At 70.4% G+C, this 21,432-nt stretch carries 21 protein-coding genes and 1 tRNA gene; 10 read left to right on the top strand and 12 right to left on the bottom strand.

The genetic code is table 11. The features are described 5' to 3' along the window. Positions 1-16: 16 nt before the first annotated feature. From LBN7_RS17445 to LBN7_RS17420, 6 genes are all read right to left on the bottom strand, one after another. Positions 17-1,138: an FAD-dependent oxidoreductase gene (locus tag LBN7_RS17445; RefSeq protein ID WP_407360375.1), complete on the bottom strand. Its 1,122-nt coding sequence runs from the start codon at positions 1,136-1,138 to the stop codon at positions 17-19. Next, positions 1,125-1,847, bottom strand: coding sequence for a methyltransferase domain-containing protein (locus LBN7_RS17440; protein ID WP_116636794.1), 723 nt, complete (start codon positions 1,845-1,847; stop codon positions 1,125-1,127). The genes LBN7_RS17445 and LBN7_RS17440 overlap by 14 nt, the downstream gene beginning before the upstream one ends. Beyond that, complete coding sequence (locus LBN7_RS17435; RefSeq protein ID WP_407360374.1) at positions 1,844-3,004, bottom strand: type III polyketide synthase; 1,161 nt, start codon at positions 3,002-3,004, stop codon at positions 1,844-1,846. Before LBN7_RS17435 ends, LBN7_RS17440 begins: the two co-directional genes overlap by 4 nt. A gap of 63 nt (positions 3,005-3,067) precedes the next feature. Next, positions 3,068-3,685 carry a CYTH domain-containing protein gene (locus LBN7_RS17430; protein WP_407360373.1) on the bottom strand — a complete coding sequence of 206 codons (618 nt, stop codon included), beginning with the start codon at positions 3,683-3,685 and terminating at the stop codon, positions 3,068-3,070. Continuing rightward, positions 3,675-3,890: a response regulator gene (locus tag LBN7_RS17425; RefSeq protein ID WP_116636791.1), complete on the bottom strand. Its 216-nt coding sequence runs from the start codon at positions 3,888-3,890 to the stop codon at positions 3,675-3,677. The genes LBN7_RS17430 and LBN7_RS17425 overlap by 11 nt, the downstream gene beginning before the upstream one ends. Before the next feature lie 18 nt (positions 3,891-3,908). Next, positions 3,909-4,379: an A24 family peptidase gene (locus LBN7_RS17420; protein WP_116636790.1), complete on the bottom strand. Its 471-nt coding sequence runs from the start codon at positions 4,377-4,379 to the stop codon at positions 3,909-3,911. Between the two features lie 143 nt (positions 4,380-4,522). Here LBN7_RS17420 and LBN7_RS17415 point away from each other — a divergent pair, with 143 nt between their 5' ends. From LBN7_RS17415 to LBN7_RS17405, 3 genes are read left to right on the top strand one after another with little or no spacing between them, the layout of a single operon-like run. Continuing rightward, positions 4,523-5,320 (top strand): hypothetical protein, encoded by a 798-nt coding sequence (locus LBN7_RS17415; protein ID WP_407360372.1) that lies wholly within the window; start codon positions 4,523-4,525, stop codon positions 5,318-5,320. After that, entirely contained in the window at positions 5,317-6,855 is a 1,539-nt protein-coding gene (locus LBN7_RS17410) for a DNA polymerase Y family protein (protein WP_407360371.1), read from the top strand. The genes LBN7_RS17415 and LBN7_RS17410 overlap by 4 nt, the downstream gene beginning before the upstream one ends. Continuing rightward, positions 6,855-10,313 carry an error-prone DNA polymerase gene (locus tag LBN7_RS17405; protein ID WP_407360370.1) on the top strand — a complete coding sequence of 1,153 codons (3,459 nt, stop codon included), beginning with the start codon at positions 6,855-6,857 and terminating at the stop codon, positions 10,311-10,313. Before LBN7_RS17410 ends, LBN7_RS17405 begins: the two co-directional genes overlap by 1 nt. 18 nt (positions 10,314-10,331) lie before the next feature. Here LBN7_RS17405 and LBN7_RS17400 read toward each other — a convergent pair whose 3' ends face one another. Then, positions 10,332-10,712: a hypothetical protein gene (locus LBN7_RS17400; protein WP_407360369.1), complete on the bottom strand. Its 381-nt coding sequence runs from the start codon at positions 10,710-10,712 to the stop codon at positions 10,332-10,334. A 459-nt stretch (positions 10,713-11,171) separates the two neighbouring features. On the opposite strand from LBN7_RS17400, the gene LBN7_RS17395 reads away from it, so the two are divergent. Continuing rightward, positions 11,172-12,068 carry a patatin-like phospholipase family protein gene (locus LBN7_RS17395; RefSeq protein WP_407360368.1) on the top strand — a complete coding sequence of 299 codons (897 nt, stop codon included), beginning with the start codon at positions 11,172-11,174 and terminating at the stop codon, positions 12,066-12,068. Positions 12,069-12,071: 3 nt separating this feature from the next. Here the strand turns inward: LBN7_RS17395 and LBN7_RS17390 are convergent, their stop codons facing one another. Beyond that, the gene (locus tag LBN7_RS17390; RefSeq protein ID WP_407360367.1) at positions 12,072-13,091 is read right to left on the bottom strand and encodes a Gfo/Idh/MocA family protein; all 1,020 of its coding nucleotides are present in this window, start codon (positions 13,089-13,091) and stop codon (positions 12,072-12,074) included. Between the two features lie 140 nt (positions 13,092-13,231). Between LBN7_RS17390 and LBN7_RS17385 the strand changes: the two genes are divergently transcribed. Then, a complete protein-coding gene (locus tag LBN7_RS17385) occupies positions 13,232-14,416 on the top strand; it encodes an adenosylhomocysteinase (protein ID WP_407360366.1) in 1,185 nt (394 codons plus the stop codon). 16 nt (positions 14,417-14,432) lie between these two features. Further along, on the top strand, positions 14,433-15,146 hold the full coding sequence (locus tag LBN7_RS17380; protein WP_407360365.1) for an IclR family transcriptional regulator: 714 nt from the start codon (positions 14,433-14,435) through the stop codon (positions 15,144-15,146). Positions 15,147-15,165: 19 nt separating this feature from the next. Here the strand turns inward: LBN7_RS17380 and LBN7_RS17375 are convergent, their stop codons facing one another. Both LBN7_RS17375 and LBN7_RS17370 read right to left on the bottom strand, forming a co-directional pair. After that, positions 15,166-16,782: an amidohydrolase gene (locus tag LBN7_RS17375; protein ID WP_407360364.1), complete on the bottom strand. Its 1,617-nt coding sequence runs from the start codon at positions 16,780-16,782 to the stop codon at positions 15,166-15,168. Next, positions 16,779-18,209 (bottom strand): purine-cytosine permease family protein, encoded by a 1,431-nt coding sequence (locus LBN7_RS17370; RefSeq protein WP_407360363.1) that lies wholly within the window; start codon positions 18,207-18,209, stop codon positions 16,779-16,781. The genes LBN7_RS17375 and LBN7_RS17370 overlap by 4 nt, the downstream gene beginning before the upstream one ends. A 76-nt stretch (positions 18,210-18,285) precedes the next feature. Here LBN7_RS17370 and LBN7_RS17365 point away from each other — a divergent pair, with 76 nt between their 5' ends. Genes LBN7_RS17365 through LBN7_RS17355 form a run of 3 tightly spaced genes read left to right on the top strand, consistent with a single transcriptional unit; the run spans position 18,286 to position 20,010 of the window. After that, positions 18,286-18,945 carry a TetR/AcrR family transcriptional regulator gene (locus tag LBN7_RS17365; protein ID WP_407360362.1) on the top strand — a complete coding sequence of 220 codons (660 nt, stop codon included), beginning with the start codon at positions 18,286-18,288 and terminating at the stop codon, positions 18,943-18,945. A gap of 35 nt (positions 18,946-18,980) precedes the next feature. Continuing rightward, positions 18,981-19,445, top strand: a complete 465-nt coding sequence (locus LBN7_RS17360; protein WP_341945138.1) for a VOC family protein — start codon at positions 18,981-18,983, stop codon at positions 19,443-19,445. Beyond that, on the top strand, positions 19,426-20,010 hold the full coding sequence (locus tag LBN7_RS17355; protein ID WP_407360361.1) for a hypothetical protein: 585 nt from the start codon (positions 19,426-19,428) through the stop codon (positions 20,008-20,010). Before LBN7_RS17360 ends, LBN7_RS17355 begins: the two co-directional genes overlap by 20 nt. Before the next feature lie 42 nt (positions 20,011-20,052). Here the strand turns inward: LBN7_RS17355 and LBN7_RS17350 are convergent, their stop codons facing one another. Continuing rightward, positions 20,053-20,496 (bottom strand): DUF6389 family protein, encoded by a 444-nt coding sequence (locus LBN7_RS17350; protein WP_407360360.1) that lies wholly within the window; start codon positions 20,494-20,496, stop codon positions 20,053-20,055. Between the two features lie 122 nt (positions 20,497-20,618). Here LBN7_RS17350 and LBN7_RS17345 point away from each other — a divergent pair, with 122 nt between their 5' ends. Continuing rightward, a complete protein-coding gene (locus LBN7_RS17345) occupies positions 20,619-21,134 on the top strand; it encodes a GNAT family N-acetyltransferase (protein WP_407360359.1) in 516 nt (171 codons plus the stop codon). 155 nt (positions 21,135-21,289) lie between these two features. On the opposite strand, the gene LBN7_RS17340 is transcribed toward LBN7_RS17345, so the two are convergent. Then, positions 21,290-21,366 (bottom strand) — tRNA-Pro (locus LBN7_RS17340). Between the last annotated feature and the right edge of the window lie 66 nt (positions 21,367-21,432).

Raw genomic sequence — 21,432 nt, 5'->3', positions numbered from 1 at the left:
CCGGGGCCTTCGTGCGTCAGAGCCCCTGCATCGTGATGAGCCCGGCGGACCAGCGGCGCAGCGGCCGCGTCCCCAGCGTGCGGATGACGAGTTCCCGCGGAACCGCCACGCCGATCGGCGCCGGAGCACCCATCGCCATGTAGAACGCCGACCGGCTCTGGACGATGCGCGTCTTGCGTCGCAGGTCGCGCTCGTAGCCGGCGAGGTCCGGCATCCGCTCGGGGAGCGCGCGCACGAGCTCCCGCGCCAGTCGCACGGCATCCGTCCAGCCCAGATTCATCCCCTGGCCGCCGATCGGGCTGATCTCGTGCGCCGCGTCGCCGAGCAGGACCACGCGGCCGCGCACGATGCGCCGGGCGATGTGCTGCGCGGCCTCGAACACGGTCGGCTGCACATCATCCGCGAGATCCAGCCGGATGCCGGTCCGCGCCTCGACCGCGCCCCGGAAGGCGTCCGCGGCGCCCAGCTGCTCGCCTGCCCCCTGGCGCGCCACCCACCGGCGCCGTCCGCCGGGCAGCGGGAACGACTCGACGAGGCCGGACGGCTCGCAGTGCAGCACGGCGCGGGCGTCTGCCTCCGCCTCGGCGACATCGACCATCGCGTAGCTCGCGCGCCCGCTCCGGCGGCTCCACCCGAGTCCGAGATCCGCGCGCAGTCTGCTCCGCACCCCGTCGGCCACCACGACGCAACGGGCGGTCAGCTCGCGGGCGATGTCCGGAGTATCGACCGAGACGCGCACGACGTCGTCCGCCGGATCGACCGAGCGCACGGCCCATCCGGCGCGCAGGGCATCGGGAGCGAGCGACCGCAGTCGCGCTCTGAGCAGCGCGTCGGTGCGCGGCTGCGGAAGGATCAGGACGGGGCGCTCGGGCGGGAACGCGAGCGACGCCAGAGTCCTCCGGCGGCTGCGCACCTCTCCCCCGTCGAGGCGCAGCGCCTCGGCCAGGACCTCGTCTCCGAGACCGGCAGCCTCCAGCGCCTCGAGCCCCGGCCGGTGGATGCCGATCGCGCGGGTGCGCGTGTCGGCATCCGTCCGACGTTCGCAGACAGCCACCCGCAGTCCGTCCTGCGTCAGCAGGCACGCCAGCAGCAGCCCCACCGGGCCCGCCCCGACGACGAGCACGTCATGGTCGGGCACGATCGTCCTCCCACCGCACCTCCAGCCGGGACGGCACGCCTCCGCGGACTCGCCAGCCGTGCGGGACCATCGCCCGGAGCTCCGCCACCGTGTGGGAGCGGCGGATGCTGAGGAGTCCGTCCTCGCGGATGAACGAATCGGCGAGGAGGTTCCCGGAGAGCGGCCAGGTGGCCGTCGCGAAGAGCGCATAGGCGGCGCGGCCGCGGGCGATGTCGTGGTGCGCGGCCAGCCCGCCGGGCGCGAGGAGCCGCCGGGAGTCCTCGAGCACGGTCTGCAGCTCTGCATCGTCGAGGTGATGCAGCACGTGGTTGGAGAGCACGACGTCGAATGCCTCCCCCTCGTCGACCAGCTCGGTCGACAGCGCACGGCGGTAGCGCACCCCGGCTCCGCGATCGTGCGCGGAAGCCCATCGGATCGCGCGCTCATCGGTGTCGAGGGCGGTGATCTCCGCGGCGAGCCCGTCGTGGCGCAGCCGTCCGGCGAGGAACCGGCACAGATCGCCGCCGCCGGCCCCGATGTCGAGGATCCGCAGCGGCGCACCGCCGGCTCTCGGGCGGATGTCGCGCCGATAGAGCAGACCGGGCCGGGAGACGACCGCGTTCACGAAGCCGAATCGCCCGTACGTGCGCGCCAGCATCCGCTCGTCCGCCTGCGGATCGTCCATCAGCTCCCGGATGCCGACGTCCCTGGTCGAGAGACCCGCGCTCATGCGTCCGCGGCGGCGGTCACGGTCATCAGGGCGCTCTCGGCCGTGAGGCCCGGCCCGAACGCCATCGCCGAGACGCGATCGCCGACCCGTGCGCCCTCCTGCTCGAGGATGCGCTTGAGCACGAACAGCACGGTCGCGCTCGACATGTTGCCGTTCTCGCGCAGGACCTCCCTGGCCGGGTGCAGCTGCGCGTCGCTGAGGTGCAGCTTCTCCTGGATGCGATCCAGGATGCTGCGCCCGCCGGGATGGATCGCCCAGTGCGCGACCTCTCCGCCGACGGCATCCCCGTCGAAGGCGGCTGCCAGGTCGTCCTCCGGCGCGTACAGCGGCCGCAGGGCGCCGATGATCGTCTCGCCGATGATCTGCGGCACGGTCGTGGCCAGGATCATCTCGAACCCGGTGTCGCCGATCGTCCAGGCCATCGCCTTCTCGCCCTCGGGCGCGATCGCGGTGTGGAAGCGGTCGAGACGGAGGCCGGTGACCCCCGACGGGAGAGCCCGTGCCGTCACGATCCCGGCCGCCGCACCGTCGGCGAACAGCGAGGACGCCACGATCGTGTCGGGATCCTCGGAGGACCGCAGGTGCAGGGTGCACAGCTCGACGCTGACCACCAGGACCACGGCGTTCTCGTCCGCGGCGCAGAACTGACTCGCCGCGCGGAGCGCCGGCATCGACGCATAGCAGCCCATGAACCCGAGGTGATAGCGCTGCACGCTGTCGGACAGGCCGAGTGCCCGCACGATCTCGTACTCCGGTCCGGGCGCATGGAAGCCCGTGCACGAGACTGTGATGACGTGCGTCACATCGGCCGGCTCGATGTCGGGGTCGGCATCGAGCGCCCGCCGCGCCACATCGACGAAGAGTCTGGCCGCTTCACGCGTGTAGACCTCGTTGCGCGCCTTCGTCCCCGGTGCGAGCAGCGCCCCCGACCGGCGGTCGAAGAAGATCGGATCCTCCACGTCGGAGTCGAGGGACAGCTCGTCGATCACGGTGTGACGGGTGTCGATTCCGGACACGGTGAACGACGTCGACACGATCCGCTGCGCCAGCCGCCCGAGATCGGGCTGCGCGGCGAAGACATCGCGCACCTCATCCTGGTGGAGGACGGTGTCGGGGACGATCGTCTGCAGCGATCGAAGCACAGGCGGTCGGCTCATGCAGTCACTCAAGCACGCGCCGAGCGCTCCCGGGAAGGGGTTGCGTGCGGCGCCGTCATCGGGCTAGAACCCCAGCGCGCGGGCGAGCTTGGATCCGGATGCGGAATCGCGGCCGCCGGCGGCCCTGACGGCTCGCTCGACTGCGGCGAAGAACGCCTCGCGTCCTGCCGCGTCGGCGGGGGCCGCGGGGCCGAGCTCCATCTCCCACTCCCGCCATTCCCGCTGCACGCCTCCGCGGAGGTCGGTGGCGCGGACCCGATCGTCGACGAACTCCGCCACGACCCCGTCGGGACCGGTGAGCAGGTACGCGGTGCGGTCGTTCTCGATCCGGGCGAGCGGCGCGAGCGGCGCGGTGGTCCAGGTGGAGACGGTCGCGGCGACGTCGTCGGGCAGCGCGTCGCCCTCGCCGAGCGGCCAGCCGAGCTCGAGCCGTCCGTCGCCCTGCCTCGGCCCCTTCACGTGCCAGCCCTCGTCCGGACCGCCGGTGCGCCGCCGGAGCGCGACTCCGGAGCGCGCGAGGGTTCCGTCTGCGGTGTCGAAGTAGCGGGCGTCCAGCGCCCGCGCCTCCCCCGCTGTGACGGCGTCGACGCCGGGGATGTCACTCCAGCGGGGCAGCGGTGTGTCGATGTCGACGTCGTACTTGCGCTCGACCTCGACCGTGCGGGACGGCTCAGTCGTCATCGTTGAGAGTGAGATCCTCGAGGGCTTCGTCGAACCAGTAGTCGATCTCGGTGGGACCGTCTTCGGGTCCGGTGTTCTGCGGCTCGCCACGGCGGTTGTAGACCACCTGCGTCTCGCTGTAGGGGACGATCAGCTTGTCGTCCGCGTCGCCGAGGGGGATGATCTGCCCGTCGAGCGGGCCGCCGTGAAGTCGTGCGAGTGCCATGACCTCAGAGTAGACCCTTCATCCGACGAGGACGCCGAGGAGCGCGCCCGCGATCATCCACGGGCCGAACGCGATGCGGGTGGTGCCGTCCGCCCGACGCAGGAGGATCAGCGCGAGGGCGAAGAGCGCGCCCAGCACGAAGGCGGATGCCGCGCCGATCGCGAGCTGCTGCCAGCCGTGCCATCCCAGGACGAGTCCGATGACCGCGGCGAGCTTGACATCGCCTCCGCCCATCCCCGACCGGCTGATCAGTCGCAGCAGGGCGTAGAACCCGCCGAGGACGAGCATGCCGAGGAGAGCGCGGATCGTCGGAGCGCTCTGCCCCGCGACCGCGGCATCGATCACGACGAGGAGGATCAGCGACGCGAGGGTCGGCAGCACGATCCGATCCGGCAGCCGATGCGTGCGCACGTCGATCATGATCAGCCACCCGCCGATGCCCAGCAGGGCGCCGTGCACGAGGGCGACGAGGGCGAGCCGGGGGTCCATCCCGGCAGGTTAGGAGATCGGCGGATGTCGCGCTCCGTCGGTGTGGATAACCGATTCTCGGCGTCGATTCCGGATGTCCGATGTACGAACTAGCGTCGTCAGTGCCACTTGCTTTATTCGTACATATCTTCGAGGATGGATGCATGGGGATCGGGCTCGAAGCGGTGACCGCGCTCTCTCCGACCAGCGATTCTCGCGCCGGAGAGGTGCTGCGTCTGCGCCGCGAGATCAGCAGGATGCAGCGGCGGCGCAGCGAGCACGCGCTGCTCCCGCTCGACCCCTCGCTCGCCGCTCTGCTGCCGGAGGAGGGGCTGCAGACCGGCACCGCCTACAGCGTCTCCCCGTCGCCGAGCCTCGTGCTCGCCCTGCTCAGCGCGGCGTCGCGGAAGGGGCATTGGTGCGCGGTGGTCGGCATGCCGACGCTCGGCGTCGAGGCTGCTGCCGCGTTCGGCATCGACCTCACGCGGTTGATCCTCGTCCCCGAACCCGGCGAGCGCTGGCTCGCGGCGACGTCGGCGCTGGCCGAGGTCGTCCCCCTCATCGTGGTGAATCCGCAGTCGCGGGCACGAGACGCCGACGTGTCCCGTCTCAGCGCGCGGCTCCGTGATCGCGGATGCACGCTCCTGGTCACGGAGTCCCCCGCCGTGGAGCGATGGCCGCAGAGCGAGGGGACGATCCGCCTGCACGACCCGCACTGGCACGGTCTCGGCGCGGGCTGGGGGCTGCTCTCCGACTGCACCGTGACGGTGACGGCCCTGACCCGGCACAGCCCTCGGCCCTCGAGCGTGCGCGTGCAGCTGCCCGGCGGACACGGCGCCGTCGAGGCGGCCGCGGCAGAGCTCACCGCGCTGCCGTCGCTCGCCGCCGAGACGGCGTCCGGCAGGAGCTCGGTCGACGACGCGGCTCCGACAGAGCTCCTGCACTGGGCGGAGGCCGGATGAACGCCCCGCTCCGCGTCCTCGTGCTGTGGTTCCCGGACTGGCCGCTGCGCGCCGCTCTGGGCGGTCCGCCTCCCCATCCGCCCACCGCGCTGGTGCAGGCGAACACGATCGTCGCCTGCACGGCCTCGGCCAGGGAGCACGGCGTGCGCACCGGTCAGCGCCGCCGCGTCGCGCAGGGGCATCTCTCCTCGCTGCGGGTGCTTCCGCACGACCCGGCACGAGACGAGCGCGCCTTCCTCCCCGTGCTGCACCTCATCGAGAAGCACGCCCCCGGTGTGACCCTGCTGCGTCCGGGGCTCGCGATCCTGCGCGCCAGGGGCATCTCCCGCTATCACGGCGGCGAGGCCGAGGCGGCCGGGGCTCTCACGTCCGTGCTCGCGGAAGCGGGGCTGCCCGAGGTGCGCATCGGCGTGGCCGACGGCCCCTTCACCGCCGAGATCGCCGCCCGGGGCCGCGACGTCTGCACCGTCGTCCCGCCGGGGCGCTCGCAGGAGTTCCTCGCGCCCTACCCCGTGCAGGTGCTGCGGGACGAGCAGATCGCCGGCCTCCTCGTCCGTCTCGGTGTGCGCACTCTCGGCGAGTTCACCGCGCTCGCCCCGCTCGACGTGCGCGACCGCTTCGGAGAGCACGGCGCCCGCCTGCATGCCCTCGCCGCCGGCGCCGATTCCCGACCGCTGACCCCTCGCCCTCCCGACCCCGAGCTGATGCGGGGCATCGAGTTCGAATCCCCGCTGGGGGGAACCGATCAGGTGGCCTTCGCCGTGCGGCAGACGGCGGATGCCGTGCTGCTCGCGCTCGGAGACGCCTCGGTCGTCTGCACGGAGGTGCGGATCGACATGACGGACGACAACGGCACGGTCTTCTCCCGCACCTGGCTGCATCCGACCTGCTTCGACGCCTCCGACCTCGTCGACCGCGTGAGGTGGCAGCTGGAGGCGCTGGCCGCGCAGTCGGCGAAGGAGCCCGTCGACGAGGCACGGGCGTTCGGCGGCATCGTGGCGGTGCGGATCGTCCCGGTCGCCGTGGACGACGCCGCCCACCACCAGCCCGGGCTCTTCGGCTCCGGCACCGATGAGCGGCTGCACCACGCGGTCTCCCGTGTGCAGACCATGCTGGGCCATCAGGGCGTGGTCACGGCCGCCCTCGCGGGAGGCCGCTGGCTCGCCGATCGTCAGGTCCTCACACCCTGGGGCGAGCGGCCGGTCCCGCCGCGCGATCCCGGCTCCCCCTGGCCGGGAAGCCTGCCCGACCCTCTCCCCGCCGAGGTCTTCCTGCCGCCGCGTCCCATCGGCGTGCTCGCCGCCGACGGCGCCGCGATCAGCATAGACGACCGGGGAGCCCTCTCCCAGGACCCCGCGCGCATCGACGGCGTCGCCGTGCAGGCCTGGGCCGGCCCCTGGCCCGTGCACGAGCGCCGCTGGGCATCCGACGGAGGTAGGCGAGGACACCGGCTCCAGATCGTCGACGACCACGACCACGCCTGGCTCGTCTTCCGCACCGGTGAACGCTGGTGGGTCGAGGGGAGGTATCGCTGATGGGCTGGCACAATCCCCCGCAGACCTGGAGCGAGCTCGAGCGCACCCTCAGCGGCGAGGAGCCGCCCCCGCGGCAGAGTGTCGAGCCGCCCGCCTCGCGACCCGACCCCGGGCCGGTGAGCAGACGGCGGCAGCGCACGCCGGTCACCGGCATATCGCGGCCGGCCGATGCGGTGCCCTACGCCGAGCTGCATGCGCACTCCTCGTACTCGTTCCTCGACGGCGCCTCCGCCCCGGAAGACCTCCTCGCCGAGGCCGAGCGCCTCGGTCTCACCGCCCTCGCCCTCACCGATCACGACGGCTTCTACGGCGCCGCGCGCTTCGCCGATCAGGCCGAGCTCATGAAGACGCCGCTGCAGACGGTGTACGGCGCGGAGCTGTCACTCGACCTTCCCGCCCCGCAGCGGGGCAGCCCCGATCCGGCGGGCGAGCACCTGCTGGTCCTCGCCCGGGGGATGGAGGGCTATCACCGTCTCTCGGGCGCGATCACCGCCGCCCAGCTGCGCGGGGGCGAGAAGGGGCGCCCGGTGTACGACCTCGACGAGCTCGCGGCGAGCGCGGGCGGGCACTGGACGATCCTGACCGGATGCCGCAAGGGCGCGGTGCGCCGAGGACTCGAGGCAGGCGATGCCGCGACCCCGCTCCGGAGCCTCGTCGACCTGTTCGGCGCCGAGCACGTCGCCGTCGAGCTCTTCGACCATGGAGACCCGCAGGACACCCGCCGCAACGACGCTCTCGCCGATCTCGCCCGGCGGATGCGCCTGCCCGTGGTGGCGACGAACAACGTGCACTACGCCAGCCCCGCACAGGCGCCGCTCGCCGAAGCCGTGGCCGCCGTCCGCGCCGTGCGCAGCATGGACGAGCTCGACGGATGGCTGCCCGCGCACGGCGGCGCGCACCTGCGCAGCGGTGCGGAGATGTCGGCCCGCTTCCAGCGCTACCCGGGGGCGATCTCGTACGGCTTGGAGCTGGCCTCGGCATCCGCCTTCCCGCTGCGGCTCGCCCGGCCGGCGCTGCCGAAGCAGAAGGTGCCGGAGGGGCACACGCCGATGAGCTGGCTGCGACAGCTCGTGTGGGATGCCGTGCCGTCGAAGTACCCCCGGCTGAAGGACGAGGAGCATCGCCGGATCGAGCGGGAGCTCGACGTCATCGAGGAGAAGGACTTCCCCGGGTACTTCCTCATCGTGCACGGCATCGTCGCCGAGGCTCGGCGGCGCGGCATCCTCTGTCAGGGGCGAGGATCGGCTGCGGCGAGCGCGGTCTGCTACCTGTTGGGCATCACCGCCGTCGACCCGATCCTCTACGGACTCCCCTTCGAGAGGTTCCTCGCCACCACCCGCACCGAAGAGCCCGACATCGACGTGGACTTCGACTCCCGCCGCCGCGAGGAGATCATCCAGTGGGTGTACGGGGAGTACGGCAGGGAGCGCGCGGCCCAGGTGGCGAACGTCATCCAGTACCGACCGAAGAACGCGGTGCGCGACATGGCGAGGGCACTCGGCCACTCGCCGGGGCAGCAGGATGCCTGGTCCCGCCAGGTCGACGGCTGGAGCACGGGGTTGGAGCCCTCCGAGGGGCACGACATCCCCGAGAACGTGCTCGCCTACGCGGGCGAGCTGCTGAAGGCTCCGCGTCACCTCGGCATCCACTCCGGCGGCATGGTGCTCACGGCACGACCCGTCGGCGAGGTCGTGCCGGTCGAGCATGCCCGCATGGAGGACCGTACCGTGATCCAGTGGGACAAGGACGACGCCGCCTTCATGGGGCTGGTGAAGTTCGACCTGCTGGGTCTCGGGATGCTCGCCGCGCTCCAGCACTGCTTCGACATGATCCTCGAGGCCACCGGCGAGCGGTGGACGCTGGAGACGCTCCCCAAGGAGGAGCCGGCGGTCTACGACATGCTGTGCCGAGCGGATTCGATCGGGGTGTTCCAGGTCGAGTCGCGTGCCCAGATCGGGCTGCTCCCCCGCCTGCAGCCGCGGAGCTTCTACGACCTCACCATCCAGATCGCCCTCATCCGTCCCGGCCCCATCCAGGGCGGCGCCGTGCATCCGTTCGTCCGGCGCAAGATGGCGAAGGACCGCCTCGACGAGGAGAACCGGGAGCGGACCGCCCGCGGCGAGGAGCCGGTGGACCTCGAGATCCCCTACCCGCACAGCGATCTCGAACCGATCCTGAAACGCACCCTGGGGATCCCGATCTTCCAGGAGCAGCTCATCCAGATGGCCACCGCGGTCGGCGACTGCACGGCCGATGAGGCCGATCTGCTGCGTCGGGCCATGGGGTCCAAGCGCGGCCTGGAGAAGATCGAGCGAGTGCGCGAGAAGCTCTACGCGGGAATGGCGAGGAGAGGGCTCGACATCGACGCCTCCGATCGCATCTACGCGCAGATCCAGGCGTTCTCGAACTTCGGCTTCGCGGAGTCCCATTCGCTGTCGTTCGCGCTGCTCGTGTATGCCAGTTCCTGGCTGAAGCTGCACTATCCCGCCGCCTTCCTCGCCGGGCTGCTGCGTTCGCAGCCCATGGGCTTCTACTCCGGGGCGACCCTGACCGCCGATGCGCGACGGCACGGCGTGGAGGTCCGTCGCCCCGATCTGCACCTCTCGGGTGCCACCGAGACACTGGAGCCGCTCGCCGAGCCCACCCGGCGCCCGACCGGCAGGGACGACTGCCTCGCCGTCCCGCAGCCCCCGACGCTCCGCTTCGACAGAGACGCCCCCGACGAGTCGGCCTCCCATCGCCGAGACGGCGGTCACGCCGTGCGACTGGGGCTCAGCGGCATCCGTGGGATCGGCGTGCCTCTGGCCGAGAAGATCATCGCCGAGCGCGAGGCGAACGGGCTCTACCGCGACCTGCACGACCTGGTGCGGCGCACAGACGCCACGGCCGCACAGCTGGAGGCTCTCGCCACCGCCGGCGCGTTCGCCTGCCTCGGCCTGGAGCGGCGCGAGGCGATCTGGCTCGCGGGTGCGGCGGCCGACGACCGGTCGCGGTTCCTTCCCGGCACCTCCGTCGCCGTGCAGCCGCCCCTGTTCGCCGACCAGACCAGCTATGAGCGGCTCTCCGCCGACCTCTGGGCGACCGGGGTGTCGACCGACGACCACCCGATGGCCCACTTCCGCGGCGCGCTGCACGACAGAGGCGTCCTGACCGCCGCCGATCTGCGCGCACACGAGTCCGGCCGTCGCATCGAGGTCGCCGGGCTCGTCACGCACCGCCAGCGACCGGCCACGGCCTCAGGCATCACGTTCATGAACCTCGAGGACGAGAGCGGACTGGTGAACGTCGTCTGCTCGACCGGCGTGTGGAACCGCTACCGGCGTGTGGCCCGCGACTCTCCGGCGCTCATCATCCGCGGCATCCTGGAGCGCTCGGAAGAGGGGGTCGTGAACGTGCTCGCCGATGCCTTCGAAGATCTCCGCACCGGGCTCACGCACCGGTCCAGGGACTTCCGCTGATGCGAAGCGGCGAGAAGCTCACCAGAAGCGTTCCGGCTCTTCCGTGGGCGGACGGTCCGTGCCACCCCAGCGGTCGGCCTCGGCCTTCGCAGCATCCGCGGCTGCATCGGCACCGTGCAGCGCCCGCTTCGCCCCGGTCGCCCCCGGTCCGATCGGGTCGACGCGCAGCACCGTGCGCCCCGCACCGCCGATCGTCACCGTGCACTCGAGCACCCGCCCGATCCAGCGGGAGAACTCGCCGCGCACGTCGTCCGCGCGTCGGTAGCGGATGCCGGTGTCGAGGTCGACGACAGCCTGGACGACGGGCTCCTCGGTGAGGGGATCGATCTGCTCGATCACCTCGACCCGGTGGCCGTGGGCGATGGCGACCTGCGCGGCGATGACGAGCAATCTGTCCATGATTACACCCTACGAAACCCGTGCAGGAAGACAACCGGGTCATCGTCCAGAGAACTTTCGTAACTTTCTTTGTCCCCCAAATGGTGGACAAGACAGAATCGATGTACTCTGCTATATGTAGCGGGGGCTACGAGGCTGAGGACTGGGGAATCAGCCGATGAGTGCAGCGATATCTTCGCCGCCTCCCCAACCGTCCGGGAAGGGCGGTGGCCCTCTCGACGAGATCGTCTGGGGACGGGTCAGTCGGGAGGGCAAACCTCCCCCGCGCTTCGCTCGGCCGCCGCATTCTTGCCCGCCGTCCTCGCCTCGTGCTACCGTTCGGCGATCGTGTTCCGATGAGAGGAGGTGTGACCCATGTACGCAAGAACCACCGTGGGCGCTCCCTCCGACAGTCCACGATCGCGCGACTGACACCGTCGCCCGAGGGAGCGCCCGCTCGCACACGCGAAGGGCACTCCCATGCACTCCTCTTCCTCTTCTCCGCGCCCTGTCTCTCGGGCTCTCGTCCTGGCCGGTGCCGGAGCAGCCGGCAACGCCTGGCAGCTCGGGCTCATCGCCGGTCTCTCCGAAGCCGGCATCGAGCTCGTCGATGCCGCTCTGATCGTCGGAACCTCGGCCGGATCGACCGTCGCCGCGCAGATCACCAGCGGCATCCGACCGGCTGACCTCCACGCCGCCATCCTCGCCGAGCCTCCACGCCCCGCGGCAGGTGCGGCACGACGTCCGATGATCTCGGGCCCGGCCTACATGCACTGGTCGGACGAGATCATCGCGTCTTCTGCGGATGCCGCCGACATGCGCCGCCGGATCGGTGCCGCCGCTCTCGCGCGTGACACCTCCGACGGCGCGGATGCCGCGCGTTGGCGGGAGATCGTGGCGCAGCGGCTCCCCCGCCACGAATGGCCGGAGCAGCGCGTGCTCATCCCCGCCGTCGACGCGCTGACCGGCGAGCCCGTGGTGTTCGACCGGGACAGCGACGTCGGCCTGGTGGATGCCGTCGCCGCCAGCACCTCGGCGATGACGCCCTACCGGGTCGGACAGAGCCGGTACCTGAACGGCGGATACCGGCGCAGCTCGAACGCCGACCTCGCCACAGGGTACGACCGGGTCCTGATCCTCGAGCCGTTCGGCGGGAGGTCGCGTCAGCCGCTCACCTGGGGAATGGACCTCGCCGCACAGGTCGACGAGCTGCGATCCGGCGGAAGCATCGTCGAGACCGTCTTCCCGGATGCCGGCTCGGGCGACGTCTTCGATGCCAACGCCCTGGATCCTTCGACACGCCTTCCCGCCGCGCGCGGCGGCCACGCGCAGGGACGCGGGCTGGCGGCACGGCTCGCCGACTTCTGGAGCGTCTGACGGTCAGGCAGCGCCCGCTGTCGCGCCGGCCGTGCGGTCCGAGGGCAGCTGCCTGATGATCGCGTCGACCAGCTCCATCGTGCGCACGTTCTCCTGCGCACTCGGGTCCTCGCCGTTCAGGTCATCGGCGGCGAAGGACTCGATCTCATCGACGAAACCGCGCAGCACCAGATCCTGCGCGCCGCCCGACATCGTGCTCACGGCCGGCTCCATCACCGTGCGCTGTTCGAACGGACGACGCCAGTCGGTGCCGCCGGCTGCTCCACGATGCACGACCAGCTCTCGCGTGTCGGTCATCGTCACCGTGCCGCGCTCACAGGTGATCGTCGTGACGTCGAGCTCGCTCGTGTGCCCCGGGCCGTCGGACAGGTGGAGGGTGCCGACGGCACCGGACCGCATGCGCAGGGTCACGAGGACCGTGCAGGCCACGGCGGTTCCGGAGAACGCGACGTCGACGCGCTCGACGTCGCCGAAGAGGTGGCGCACGAGGTCGACGTGATGGATCGCCGCGAGTCGGATGAAGTCCGCAGGGGTCGGTGCGAACGCGCCGGCATCCGCACCGAAGCGCACCTCGAAGGAGAGCAGCTCTCCCAGCTCCGCGGCGGTCAGCAGCTCGTCGAGGGCGCGCACTGCAGGGGCGTAGCGCTTCATGAACGCCACTCGGAGCGCGACCCCTCGGCTCGCCGCGTGATCGGCGAGCGCCTTCGCCTCGCCGGCATCGAGGCCGAGCGGCTTCTCGGCGAGCACGTGCATGCCCGCCTCGATCAGCTGATCGACGATCCCGGGCTGATCGGACGGCTGGGCACAGACGATCACCCGATCGAGGTGAGGAAGGTCGGCCACCAGGTCGCGGACGCTGCCGTACGGGCGCGCGGCCTCGAAGCCGGCATGCGCGAGGGTCACCGCGGAACGCTCGGCGTCCCGGCTCGCCAGACCGATGATCGCGACCCCCGCGAGCGACGCCGCGGGCAGGAGGTTCGTCCGCGCATGGAAGCCCGTCCCGACGAAACCGACAGGGTGCATGACTGTGGCCTTTCCGTAGGGGCCCGGATCTCGCGACGGATGCCGGATCGCGCTCGCCCTTGCTGGTGCGGGATCAGCCTAGGTCAGGAGACCAAGGATTTGTATATGCATTCTTATTTCACATCTGTAAACTGGAGCGCATGACCGCTTCCGAGATCGCGACACAGGACAACTCCCGGGTCGAGTGGATCCGCTCCCGCATGGCACTGCTGGCCGACGTGCGACAGGAGCTCGCGCGCACGCGACCCTTCGCCGGCCACCGCATCGGCATGTCCCTGCACGTGGAGCCGAAGACCGCGGTCCTGGTCGAGACGCTCGCGGCCGGCGGCGCCGAGCTCATCGGCACCGGCAACTTCGGATCGACGCAGGACGACGTCGTCGAGTATCTGAACTCCCTGCCCGGCATCACGATCCACGGCCGTCGCGATGACACTCTGGCGCAGCACGAGGCCAACATCGCCGCCGTGCTCGACGGCGCCCCCGACATCATCCTCGACAACGGTGCCGATCTCGTCGCCGGACTCGTCGCACGCGGCACGACCGACACGGTGATCGGCGGGACCGAGGAGACCACCAGCGGCGGCGACCGCCTTCGCGGCGAGCTCGCCGGCGCGGTGCCGTTCCCAGTCATCGTGATCAACGACAGCCTCCTGAAGGCCATCGGCGAGAACAAGCACGCGGTCGGACAGTCGGCGGTCGAGAGCTTCATGCGCATCACGAACGCGATGGTCCCAGGGCGCCGCTTCGTGGTCTTCGGCTACGGCTGGTGCGGCCGCGGCGTCGCGCAGTACCTCCGGGCCCTCGGCGGTCGTGTCGCCGTGGTCGACACCGACGAGCTGAAGGCCTTCGAGGCAGCCCTCGACGGCTTCCGCGTCGGAGGCGCAGCCGACTTCGCCGCCTGGGGAGACGTGTTCATCACGGCGACGGGCCGCCCCGGCGTGCTCCCCTACGAGATCATCGAGCAGATGCACGACGGCGCCATCATCGGCAACGTCGGCCACTTCCCCTGGGAGATCGACGTCGAGACGCTGCGTGCCAGAGCGACGTCGACCACCTCGCTCGGCTCCGCTCTCGACCGCATCGACCTCCCGCACGGCGGGCATGTCATCCTGCTGGCGAACGGGCGCATGTTCAACCTCGCAGGCACCGCGCCCAAGGGGAACTCGATCGAGTCGATGGACCTCGGATTCCTCCTGCAGACGCTGTCGCTCGTGCGCGTCGTCACCGACCGTTCGGCTCTCTCCGCAGGCCCCCAGCCCGTACCCGACGACATCGATCGCACGATCGCCCGACGTATCCTGGCAGTCCTCGATTCCTCATCCTGACGACGGAGAGACGCCCTTGGTCGAACAGCAGCCCGACTATGCGGCGCCCGCCGTGGACAAGGCTCTCGACATCCTCGAGACGCTCGCCGCCGCGGCGGACGGACTCAGCCAGCTCGACATCGCGAAGGCGGTCGACCGCTCGCCCGGCCAGATCTTCCGGGTGCTGCTGCGGCTCGAGAAGCGCGGGTACCTCCATCGCGACCCGCAGAGCGGTCTGTACCAGCTGTCGATGCGCCTGTTCGATCTCGCGCATCGCCACGAGCCGACCCGGTCGCTCATCGCCGCCGCGATGCCGGCCATGCGGCGGGTCGCCGATGCGACACGGCAGTCCTGCAATCTCGGCGTGATCGACGAGGGCCGCGTGCGGATCATCGCGCAGGTCGAGAGCCCCGACGACTTCGGCTTCCATGTGCGGGTCGGGGCGCTGTTCCCCCTCGACGGCACCGCCAGCGGGAACGTGCTCGCCGCGTTCAGCTCGGTCGCGCACACGGATGTCCCCGAGAGCGTGCTCGCGGACATCCGCCGCGACCGCCTGCTCCTCCGCCCCGACTCCGCCCAGCCGGGCATCACCGACATCGTGCACCCGATCCTGCGCAGCGGCCTCGACGAGGCGGTCGCCGCCCTGACCGTGCCGTACATCGCCACCAGCTACAGCAGGGTTCCCGCGGAAGACGTGTCTGCGGCCGCAGCCCGTGGCGCCCGCGAGATCGAACGCGCTCTCGGCATCTGAACCGGGGCGTGATCTCGCGTCAGCCCTGGGACCGGTAACGCGACCGCCCGGCCACGATGGTCTCGATCACCCGCGCATCGAGCAGCGATGCCGGTCCGTCGACGAACGGATCGGTGTCGAGGACGATGACGTCGGCGGCGAACCCCGGCGCGATGCGGCCTCGCCAGTCGCCGTCGCCGACGGATGCCGCGGCGTCGCGCGTCGCATGACCGATCGCCGCTGCGAGGGGCAGCGCGTACTGCGGGTGGACGGCGGCGACGGAAGGGTCGAGCGCGGAGGCGCGAGTCGATGCGACGTACATGTTGGCCAGCGCTTCGTGCGGGGCGGTCGGCGCGTCGGTCGAGAACGCGAGCAGAGCGCCGGCGTCCTCGTACTCCGGCCACGGGAACGCACGGTCGACGCGTTCGTCGCCCAGCATCTCGGCCCAGTTGGCGAAGATGGCCGGGTCGCTGTGCACCGGTTGCATCGAGGCGGTGACCCCGAGCCGCGCCATCCGCTCCGCCGTGCCGGGGGCCGCATACTCGAGGTGCTCGATGCGGTGGCGACGCGGCCGGTCGCCGTTGACGGCGACCGCGTTCTCGATGGCGTCGAGGGCGATCTCGCTGGCGTAGTCGCCGATCGCGTGCTGTGCGACCTGCAGGCCCGCGGCATCCGCCGCCGCGACGACGGGGTTCAGCTGCGCGACCGGCCAGATGGGAGCCGCGTTCGTTCCGTCGGCGTAGGGATGCCGCATGGCCGCGGTGCACGCGTCGATGACTCCATCGAGGATCAGCTTGATGCCGACGACACGGAACCAGGGCGAGGATGCGTCGCGGGCGAGCTCGGCCGCACGCGCGACCTGAGCGAGGTTCTCGCTGTCGTCGCCGGTGTTGGTGATGAGCCAGTGGGCCGCGACGCGGATCGGCAGCTCTCCCCCGTGACGCTCCTGCGCGCGACGCAGGGCGGCGAGCCCGAACTCGTCGAACGCCATGTCGACCGCCCCCGTGACCCCGGCCGCGAGGTAGGCGTCGATCACCCGGTCCGCGTCGGCATCCCGGTCGGCGTCGGTGGTGGTCGCGTCCCGCTGCGCCCAGGCGTACTGCGTCGCCGCGGTCTCGTACAGCAGCCCGGTCGGCTCCCCCGAGGCGTCCCGTGCGAAGTGGCCGCCGATCGGATCCGGGGTCTCACCGGTGATCCCGAGCTCGGCGAGGGCCGCGGTGTTGACCCAGCAGGAGTGGTAGTCGTTGGCATCGAGGTACACGGGGATGTCGGCGACGACGTCGTCGATCATCGCGGCCGTCGGCGCGCCGCCCGGGATCGAGTCGAAGAGCCAGCCCCGCCCGCGCAGCACGGTGGCACCCGGATCCGACGCCCTCGCATCGCGCAGCAGCGCCTGGATGTCGTCGAGTGAACGGGCAGCGGTGAGCGGCACCTGGCCGAGCGCCGCACCGGCCATCAGCAGATGGGTGTGCGCATCGGTGAAGCCGGGCAGGACGAGCCGGCCCTCCAGGTCGACGGTCTCGTCCGCGTCGGGGGCACCGTCGGTGGATCCGACATATGTGATCGCGTCGCCATCGACCGTGAAGGCCTCGGCCCAGGCCTTCTTGGGGTCGGGATCGGCCGTGAAGATGCGTCCGTTGAGATAGCGAGTGGTCATGGTCGACCGTCCTTTCCGAGGGGCGTGCGCAGCAGTCCGGCGTAGATCACCGCGGCGACGAGCATCCCGACCGGCACGGAGAGGTCGATGTAGCCGGTGAGGTCGGCGACGGGACCGCTCCAGACGCTCGTCGACAGACACAGCGCGGTGGCGATGCCGCCCAGGAACAGCGCGGTGATTCCGGGGATGCTCCACCCGGCCGAGTACCAGAACCGGCCGCCGGGCCGGTCATGGAAGAGATCGATGCCGTCGTAGGCGTAGCGGCGCAGCACGACGTCGACGACGAAGATCGCCATGGCCGGTCCCGAGACGATGACGAGGAACTGGAGCATGAGGTTCGCGGCTTCCAGCAGGCTCGACGACAGGACGAGGTAGATCGTCAGCGCCGTGCCGACGACACCGACGATGATCGCCGCGGGGATGCGGCGAAGGCGGAAGCCGATTGCCTGCAGCGCCATGCTCGACGTGTAGGCCGTCATGGCGTTCAGCGCGATCGTGTTGATGACGACGCCGAGCACGAGTACCGGTCCGAGCCAGGAGGGAAGGAGGTCGATCAGCGCGACATCGATGCCGGTCGCGAAGGCGGCCTCGCTCAGACCTGTCGCGAGCAGCACGCCGACGGTCGTGAAGACGATGAACGGGATGGCACCGCCGAGGGCGGTGGCGGCCGCGATATGCGACGGCTTCGTCTCGCGCGGGAGGTAGCGGGCGATGTCGGGGCTGTTCATGAACGACAGCGGTGTCGACGCGAGGATCGTGAAGCCGATCGAGATCGCGGACCACAGGGCGGGACCGCTGAGCGTCTCGGGCGCCGAGTACTGCCAGTCGACGGTCGGCAGGATGAAGCCGGCGACGGCCAGGAAGATCACGAAGAGCGCTCCGGCCATGTACGGGTAGGCGCGCAGGATCAGTCCGTGACCGAAGATCGCGACCAGGATCGTGACGGCGGAGACCACGAGGGTCACGCCGATCGGCACCCAGATCGGGTCGTCGACCCCGATGCGGCGCAGCAGGTCGGCGCCGAGGAACGACGAGGCGAGCCAGGTCAGCGAGAGGAAGACCGCGCCGATGAACCATCCGACCACCGCGACGAAGAGCCGGTTGCCGAGGACGCCGTACATCGCCCTCGTGACGACCGAACCCGACGTGCCGGATGCCGGGCCGCTGCCGGCGATGACGCCCGGCAGGATCCAGAGCAGCGACGCGGCGACGATGACGGCGATCGCCTGCCAGATCTCGAGGCCGAGCAGGATGAGCGAGGCGCCGATCGTGAGGTTCAGGATGCTGACGCTGGGGGCCGCCCAGATCAGGAAGAGATCGCGCGCCCTGCCGTGCCGTTCGGCGTCGTCGATGAGCTCGATGCCGCGGGTCTCGGGGCGGGAGGCCGCGTCGAAGCCGTCGGCCTCGACGGTGGGTATCCGGGTCATGGAGTTCCTTTCGGGAGGAGAGCGCCATTGCTATTGGTCACATGCCCAATGGACTATTGGTCACTCATTCAATAGCATGGGTGGGGTGACGTCAAGCACTTCTTCTCCCACCGCCGCTCCGCGCACCCGCAAGCTCCCCGAGGAGCGGCGGGAGGACATCCTCGCGTGCGCCGCCGCGATCGCGATCGAGGAGGGACTCGAACGCATCACGCTGCGTGCGGTCGCCGCGCGGCTGGGCGTGCGCCCGGGCCTGATCACGCACTATTTCCCCGTCGCGGAAGACCTCGTGGTCGCCGCCTTCGCGCGCGCCGCGGTGATCGAGCGCGAGCAGTTCTTCACCACCGGCGCCACTCCCCTGCAGCGCCTGGCGCGCTTCGTGGATCACGTCGAGCGCGGCCGCTCGCTTCCCCTCGCCAGACTCTGGCTCAACGCCCGGCACCTCTCGCGATTCAGCCCGACGCTCGACGCCGAGCTGCAGATCCAGGACGCGCTCGACCGCGAGCGCCTGACGGCGATGCTCGACGACGGCGTGGCATCGGGCGACTTCCCCGGCGCGGATACCGAGGCCGCCTGCATCCGCATCCTCATCGCCCTCGACGGCGGTGGGTCGTACGTGAACTCGTCGGCGCCGATCGAGCACCCGGCGCACACGCGGGTGGTCGCGGATGTCGCGGAATGGGCGCTGGGCCTGAAGGCCGGGGCGCTGCGGGTGGCGATTGCGGCGTTGCCGACCTGAGGCGCTGCCGCCGATGTGCGTGCAAGATGTAGGGCATGACATCGACCACACCTTCCCCCACGCAGCTGCGTCTGATCATCGAGACCGACGACTTCGACACCGCCCTGCGGTTCTATCGGGACGTGCTCGGGATGCCGGAGCAGCTGGCCTACGCGACCGAAGACGATGATCGCGTGGCGATCCTGCACGTCGGCGTCGCGACGATCGAGCTGGCCACGCCGACGCACGCCCGGAACATCGACGACGTCGAAGGTGCACCGCGCACGCCGGGCGCCCTGCGGATCGCGTTGGAGGTCGATGACACCGAGCAGGCCGTCGCCGCGGCGCGAGCCGGCGGCGCCGAGCTGATCTCCCCGCCGGTCAAGACGCCGTTCCAGAGCCTCAACGCCCGCGTGCAGGGGCCGGCCGGCTGGCAGGTGACGTTCTTCCAGGAACTGGAGACGCTCGAGGAGCGCGCGGCACGCGAGGGCTTCACGACCGATGACGCGCGCGAACGCTGACGCGGCCGGTCACGGGCAACCGCTCCAGCGCTCGACGGAACTCTTCCAGCGTGCGGCCGAATCCCTGCAGGAAGCCGGGTGGACGCGCGAGCCGCCCACGCCCGCGGAAGAGGACGTTCCTTTCGCGCTGCACACGGCATCCGAACCGGTGATCCGGTGGGTGTCCTCGTTCTCACTCCTGTCGAACTCAGACGAGACGGTGTGGTTCTTATCCCGCGACGACTACTCGACCGGTGCGGAGGGTGCGTTCGCCTGGAACGAGTGGGAACAGTTGAGCATCCAGGCTGCGATAACGGATGCTGAGGCGGAAGCGGTCTCCCATTTCTGGAAGCGCCACTTGCCGATCCTGCTTTCCGTTCGCAACGGCTACGAGTACCTCGCAGTGCGAGACGATGGAGCAGTCGTCCACGGGACGGAGCCGGAGTTCGAAGAGGCGGATGTCGTTTTCTCGCACTTCGAGGATCTGCTGGGGCACATCATCGCGCGGCCAGCCCGACTCGATCACGTCGTCGACAGATTGCTGTTCGATGCCACCAGCTTCCCTGGTGCGACGCCAGACCACTAGCTCGCGGGGGTAGCCTCTTCGTCGATGAGGAACGCGATGGGATCAGTCATCCTGACGCCCCACCTGGATCGGGTCTGTGGCGCCGTCTGGCGTCACGACCTCCCAACGCAGATCCGGCGTTCCGAGCGGGATGAGCGGGTCGATCCATTCGGCCACGACTTCGACGATGGCGTCTTCGAGTTGTGCTCGAGACCATTCCCGGGGTCGGCTCGGAACCGCGGGCTCCCAGCCTTCCTCACCCCAGATCACGCCGAGCAGCTCCCGTTCATCGCCGAGTTGCCGGTCGAGGCCGAACGAGTCGGCACCCTCGAAACGCGCCCACACGCCGAACGGCCCCTCGGCATCCTGGTCGACGAACACGTCGATCAGCACCCCGTCCACGCCAGCGGTCGCTGCGCGATGGAGAACGGAGAGTCGAGCAGCGGTGGACTTGGATGCCTGGTCGAGCACGGCTCTCAGCGCATCACGGTATTCGACGGTTCCCACCGGAGCAGTTTATCGACGGCGCTTCGGGGGCCTACGTGGTGCACGCTCACACGCAACTCCCCCGTGCCCCGGTCGGACACCGGGAGCGCTCGGCGGAGCGGTCTTCCGGTTACGATCCTGGTGTGATCGATACATCCCGACTCCATCTGCGGCGGCCGCGCGAGGCCGACGTCGATGCGGTCTTCGCCTATCGGTCGAGCCCTGATGTGGCCCGGTACCTGCGCGCCGGCCCGTGGACGCGCGAACACACTGAGAGTGAACTGGCTTCATACACAACAGCCCGATTCGCTGGCCCTGGTGACGAACTGGTACTGGTCGTCGAGATTCTCGAGACCGGCGACGTAGTGGGAGAAGTGGGGCTGGTCTGGCTCCGCGACGAAGACGCCGAGATCGGATATGTCTTCAATCCACGCTTCGGCGGGAAGGGCCTCGCGACCGAAGCGGTGGGTGCTGTCCTGACGGCGGCTCGCGACGACTGGGGTTTCGCGCGAGTGATTGCGAAGACCGACGCCCTCAACGCGTCCTCACGTGCGCTGTGCGAGCGCTTGGGCATGACTCTGGTCGCGACTGCGCTGACAACGGACGGGCGCAACGTCGAGGAAACCACCTACGCCGTGCCCGCATCCGCTACGCCATGACGAGAAACGTGCAACAGTCTCTGGCGGACCCGTCAAGCAGCCGATGACTCGAGGACAGTGAGCCCTCGAAAACCAATCTCCGCCGTGTCCTGGTCTGAGCCTGGAACGGAAAAGCCCCGGAGATCCGCGTGTTTCCGCGGTTCTCCGGGGCTTAATGGTCGGGCTGACAGGATTTGAACCTGCGACCCCTTGACCCCCAGTCAAGTGCGCTACCAAGCTGCGCCACAGCCCGTTGTTCCGCACTTCCGCGCGGGCAACTCCCCTATCTTAGCCTGACCGGACGGCGCTCCGCGAACCG

Origin of the sequence: Microbacterium sp. LBN7, assembly GCF_045690345.1 — a bacterium.
In the GTDB taxonomy this organism is placed as follows: domain Bacteria; phylum Actinomycetota; class Actinomycetes; order Actinomycetales; family Microbacteriaceae; genus Microbacterium.
The sequence above is the reverse complement of the archived record's forward strand: the minus strand, read 5'-3'. Positions and strand labels throughout refer to the sequence as shown.

Coding starts and splice junctions, on each gene's coding strand:
- LBN7_RS17365 (WP_407360362.1), top strand. CDS start 18,286: ATGGGTGGGGTGACGTCAAGCACTTCTTCTCCCACCGCCGCTCCGCGC.
- LBN7_RS17400 (WP_407360369.1), bottom strand. CDS start 10,712: ATGGACAGATTGCTCGTCATCGCCGCGCAGGTCGCCATCGCCCACGGC.
- LBN7_RS17440 (WP_116636794.1), bottom strand. CDS start 1,847: ATGAGCGCGGGTCTCTCGACCAGGGACGTCGGCATCCGGGAGCTGATG.
- LBN7_RS17410 (WP_407360371.1), top strand. CDS start 5,317: ATGAACGCCCCGCTCCGCGTCCTCGTGCTGTGGTTCCCGGACTGGCCG.
- LBN7_RS17375 (WP_407360364.1), bottom strand. CDS start 16,782: ATGACCACTCGCTATCTCAACGGACGCATCTTCACGGCCGATCCCGAC.
- LBN7_RS17425 (WP_116636791.1), bottom strand. CDS start 3,890: ATGGCACTCGCACGACTTCACGGCGGCCCGCTCGACGGGCAGATCATC.
- LBN7_RS17435 (WP_407360374.1), bottom strand. CDS start 3,004: ATGAGCCGACCGCCTGTGCTTCGATCGCTGCAGACGATCGTCCCCGAC.
- LBN7_RS17430 (WP_407360373.1), bottom strand. CDS start 3,685: ATGACGACTGAGCCGTCCCGCACGGTCGAGGTCGAGCGCAAGTACGAC.
- LBN7_RS17415 (WP_407360372.1), top strand. CDS start 4,523: ATGGGGATCGGGCTCGAAGCGGTGACCGCGCTCTCTCCGACCAGCGAT.
- LBN7_RS17370 (WP_407360363.1), bottom strand. CDS start 18,209: ATGACCCGGATACCCACCGTCGAGGCCGACGGCTTCGACGCGGCCTCC.
- LBN7_RS17385 (WP_407360366.1), top strand. CDS start 13,232: ATGACCGCTTCCGAGATCGCGACACAGGACAACTCCCGGGTCGAGTGG.
- LBN7_RS17405 (WP_407360370.1), top strand. CDS start 6,855: ATGGGCTGGCACAATCCCCCGCAGACCTGGAGCGAGCTCGAGCGCACC.
- LBN7_RS17395 (WP_407360368.1), top strand. CDS start 11,172: ATGCACTCCTCTTCCTCTTCTCCGCGCCCTGTCTCTCGGGCTCTCGTC.
- LBN7_RS17420 (WP_116636790.1), bottom strand. CDS start 4,379: ATGGACCCCCGGCTCGCCCTCGTCGCCCTCGTGCACGGCGCCCTGCTG.
- LBN7_RS17360 (WP_341945138.1), top strand. CDS start 18,981: ATGACATCGACCACACCTTCCCCCACGCAGCTGCGTCTGATCATCGAG.
- LBN7_RS17355 (WP_407360361.1), top strand. CDS start 19,426: ATGACGCGCGCGAACGCTGACGCGGCCGGTCACGGGCAACCGCTCCAG.
- LBN7_RS17390 (WP_407360367.1), bottom strand. CDS start 13,091: ATGCACCCTGTCGGTTTCGTCGGGACGGGCTTCCATGCGCGGACGAAC.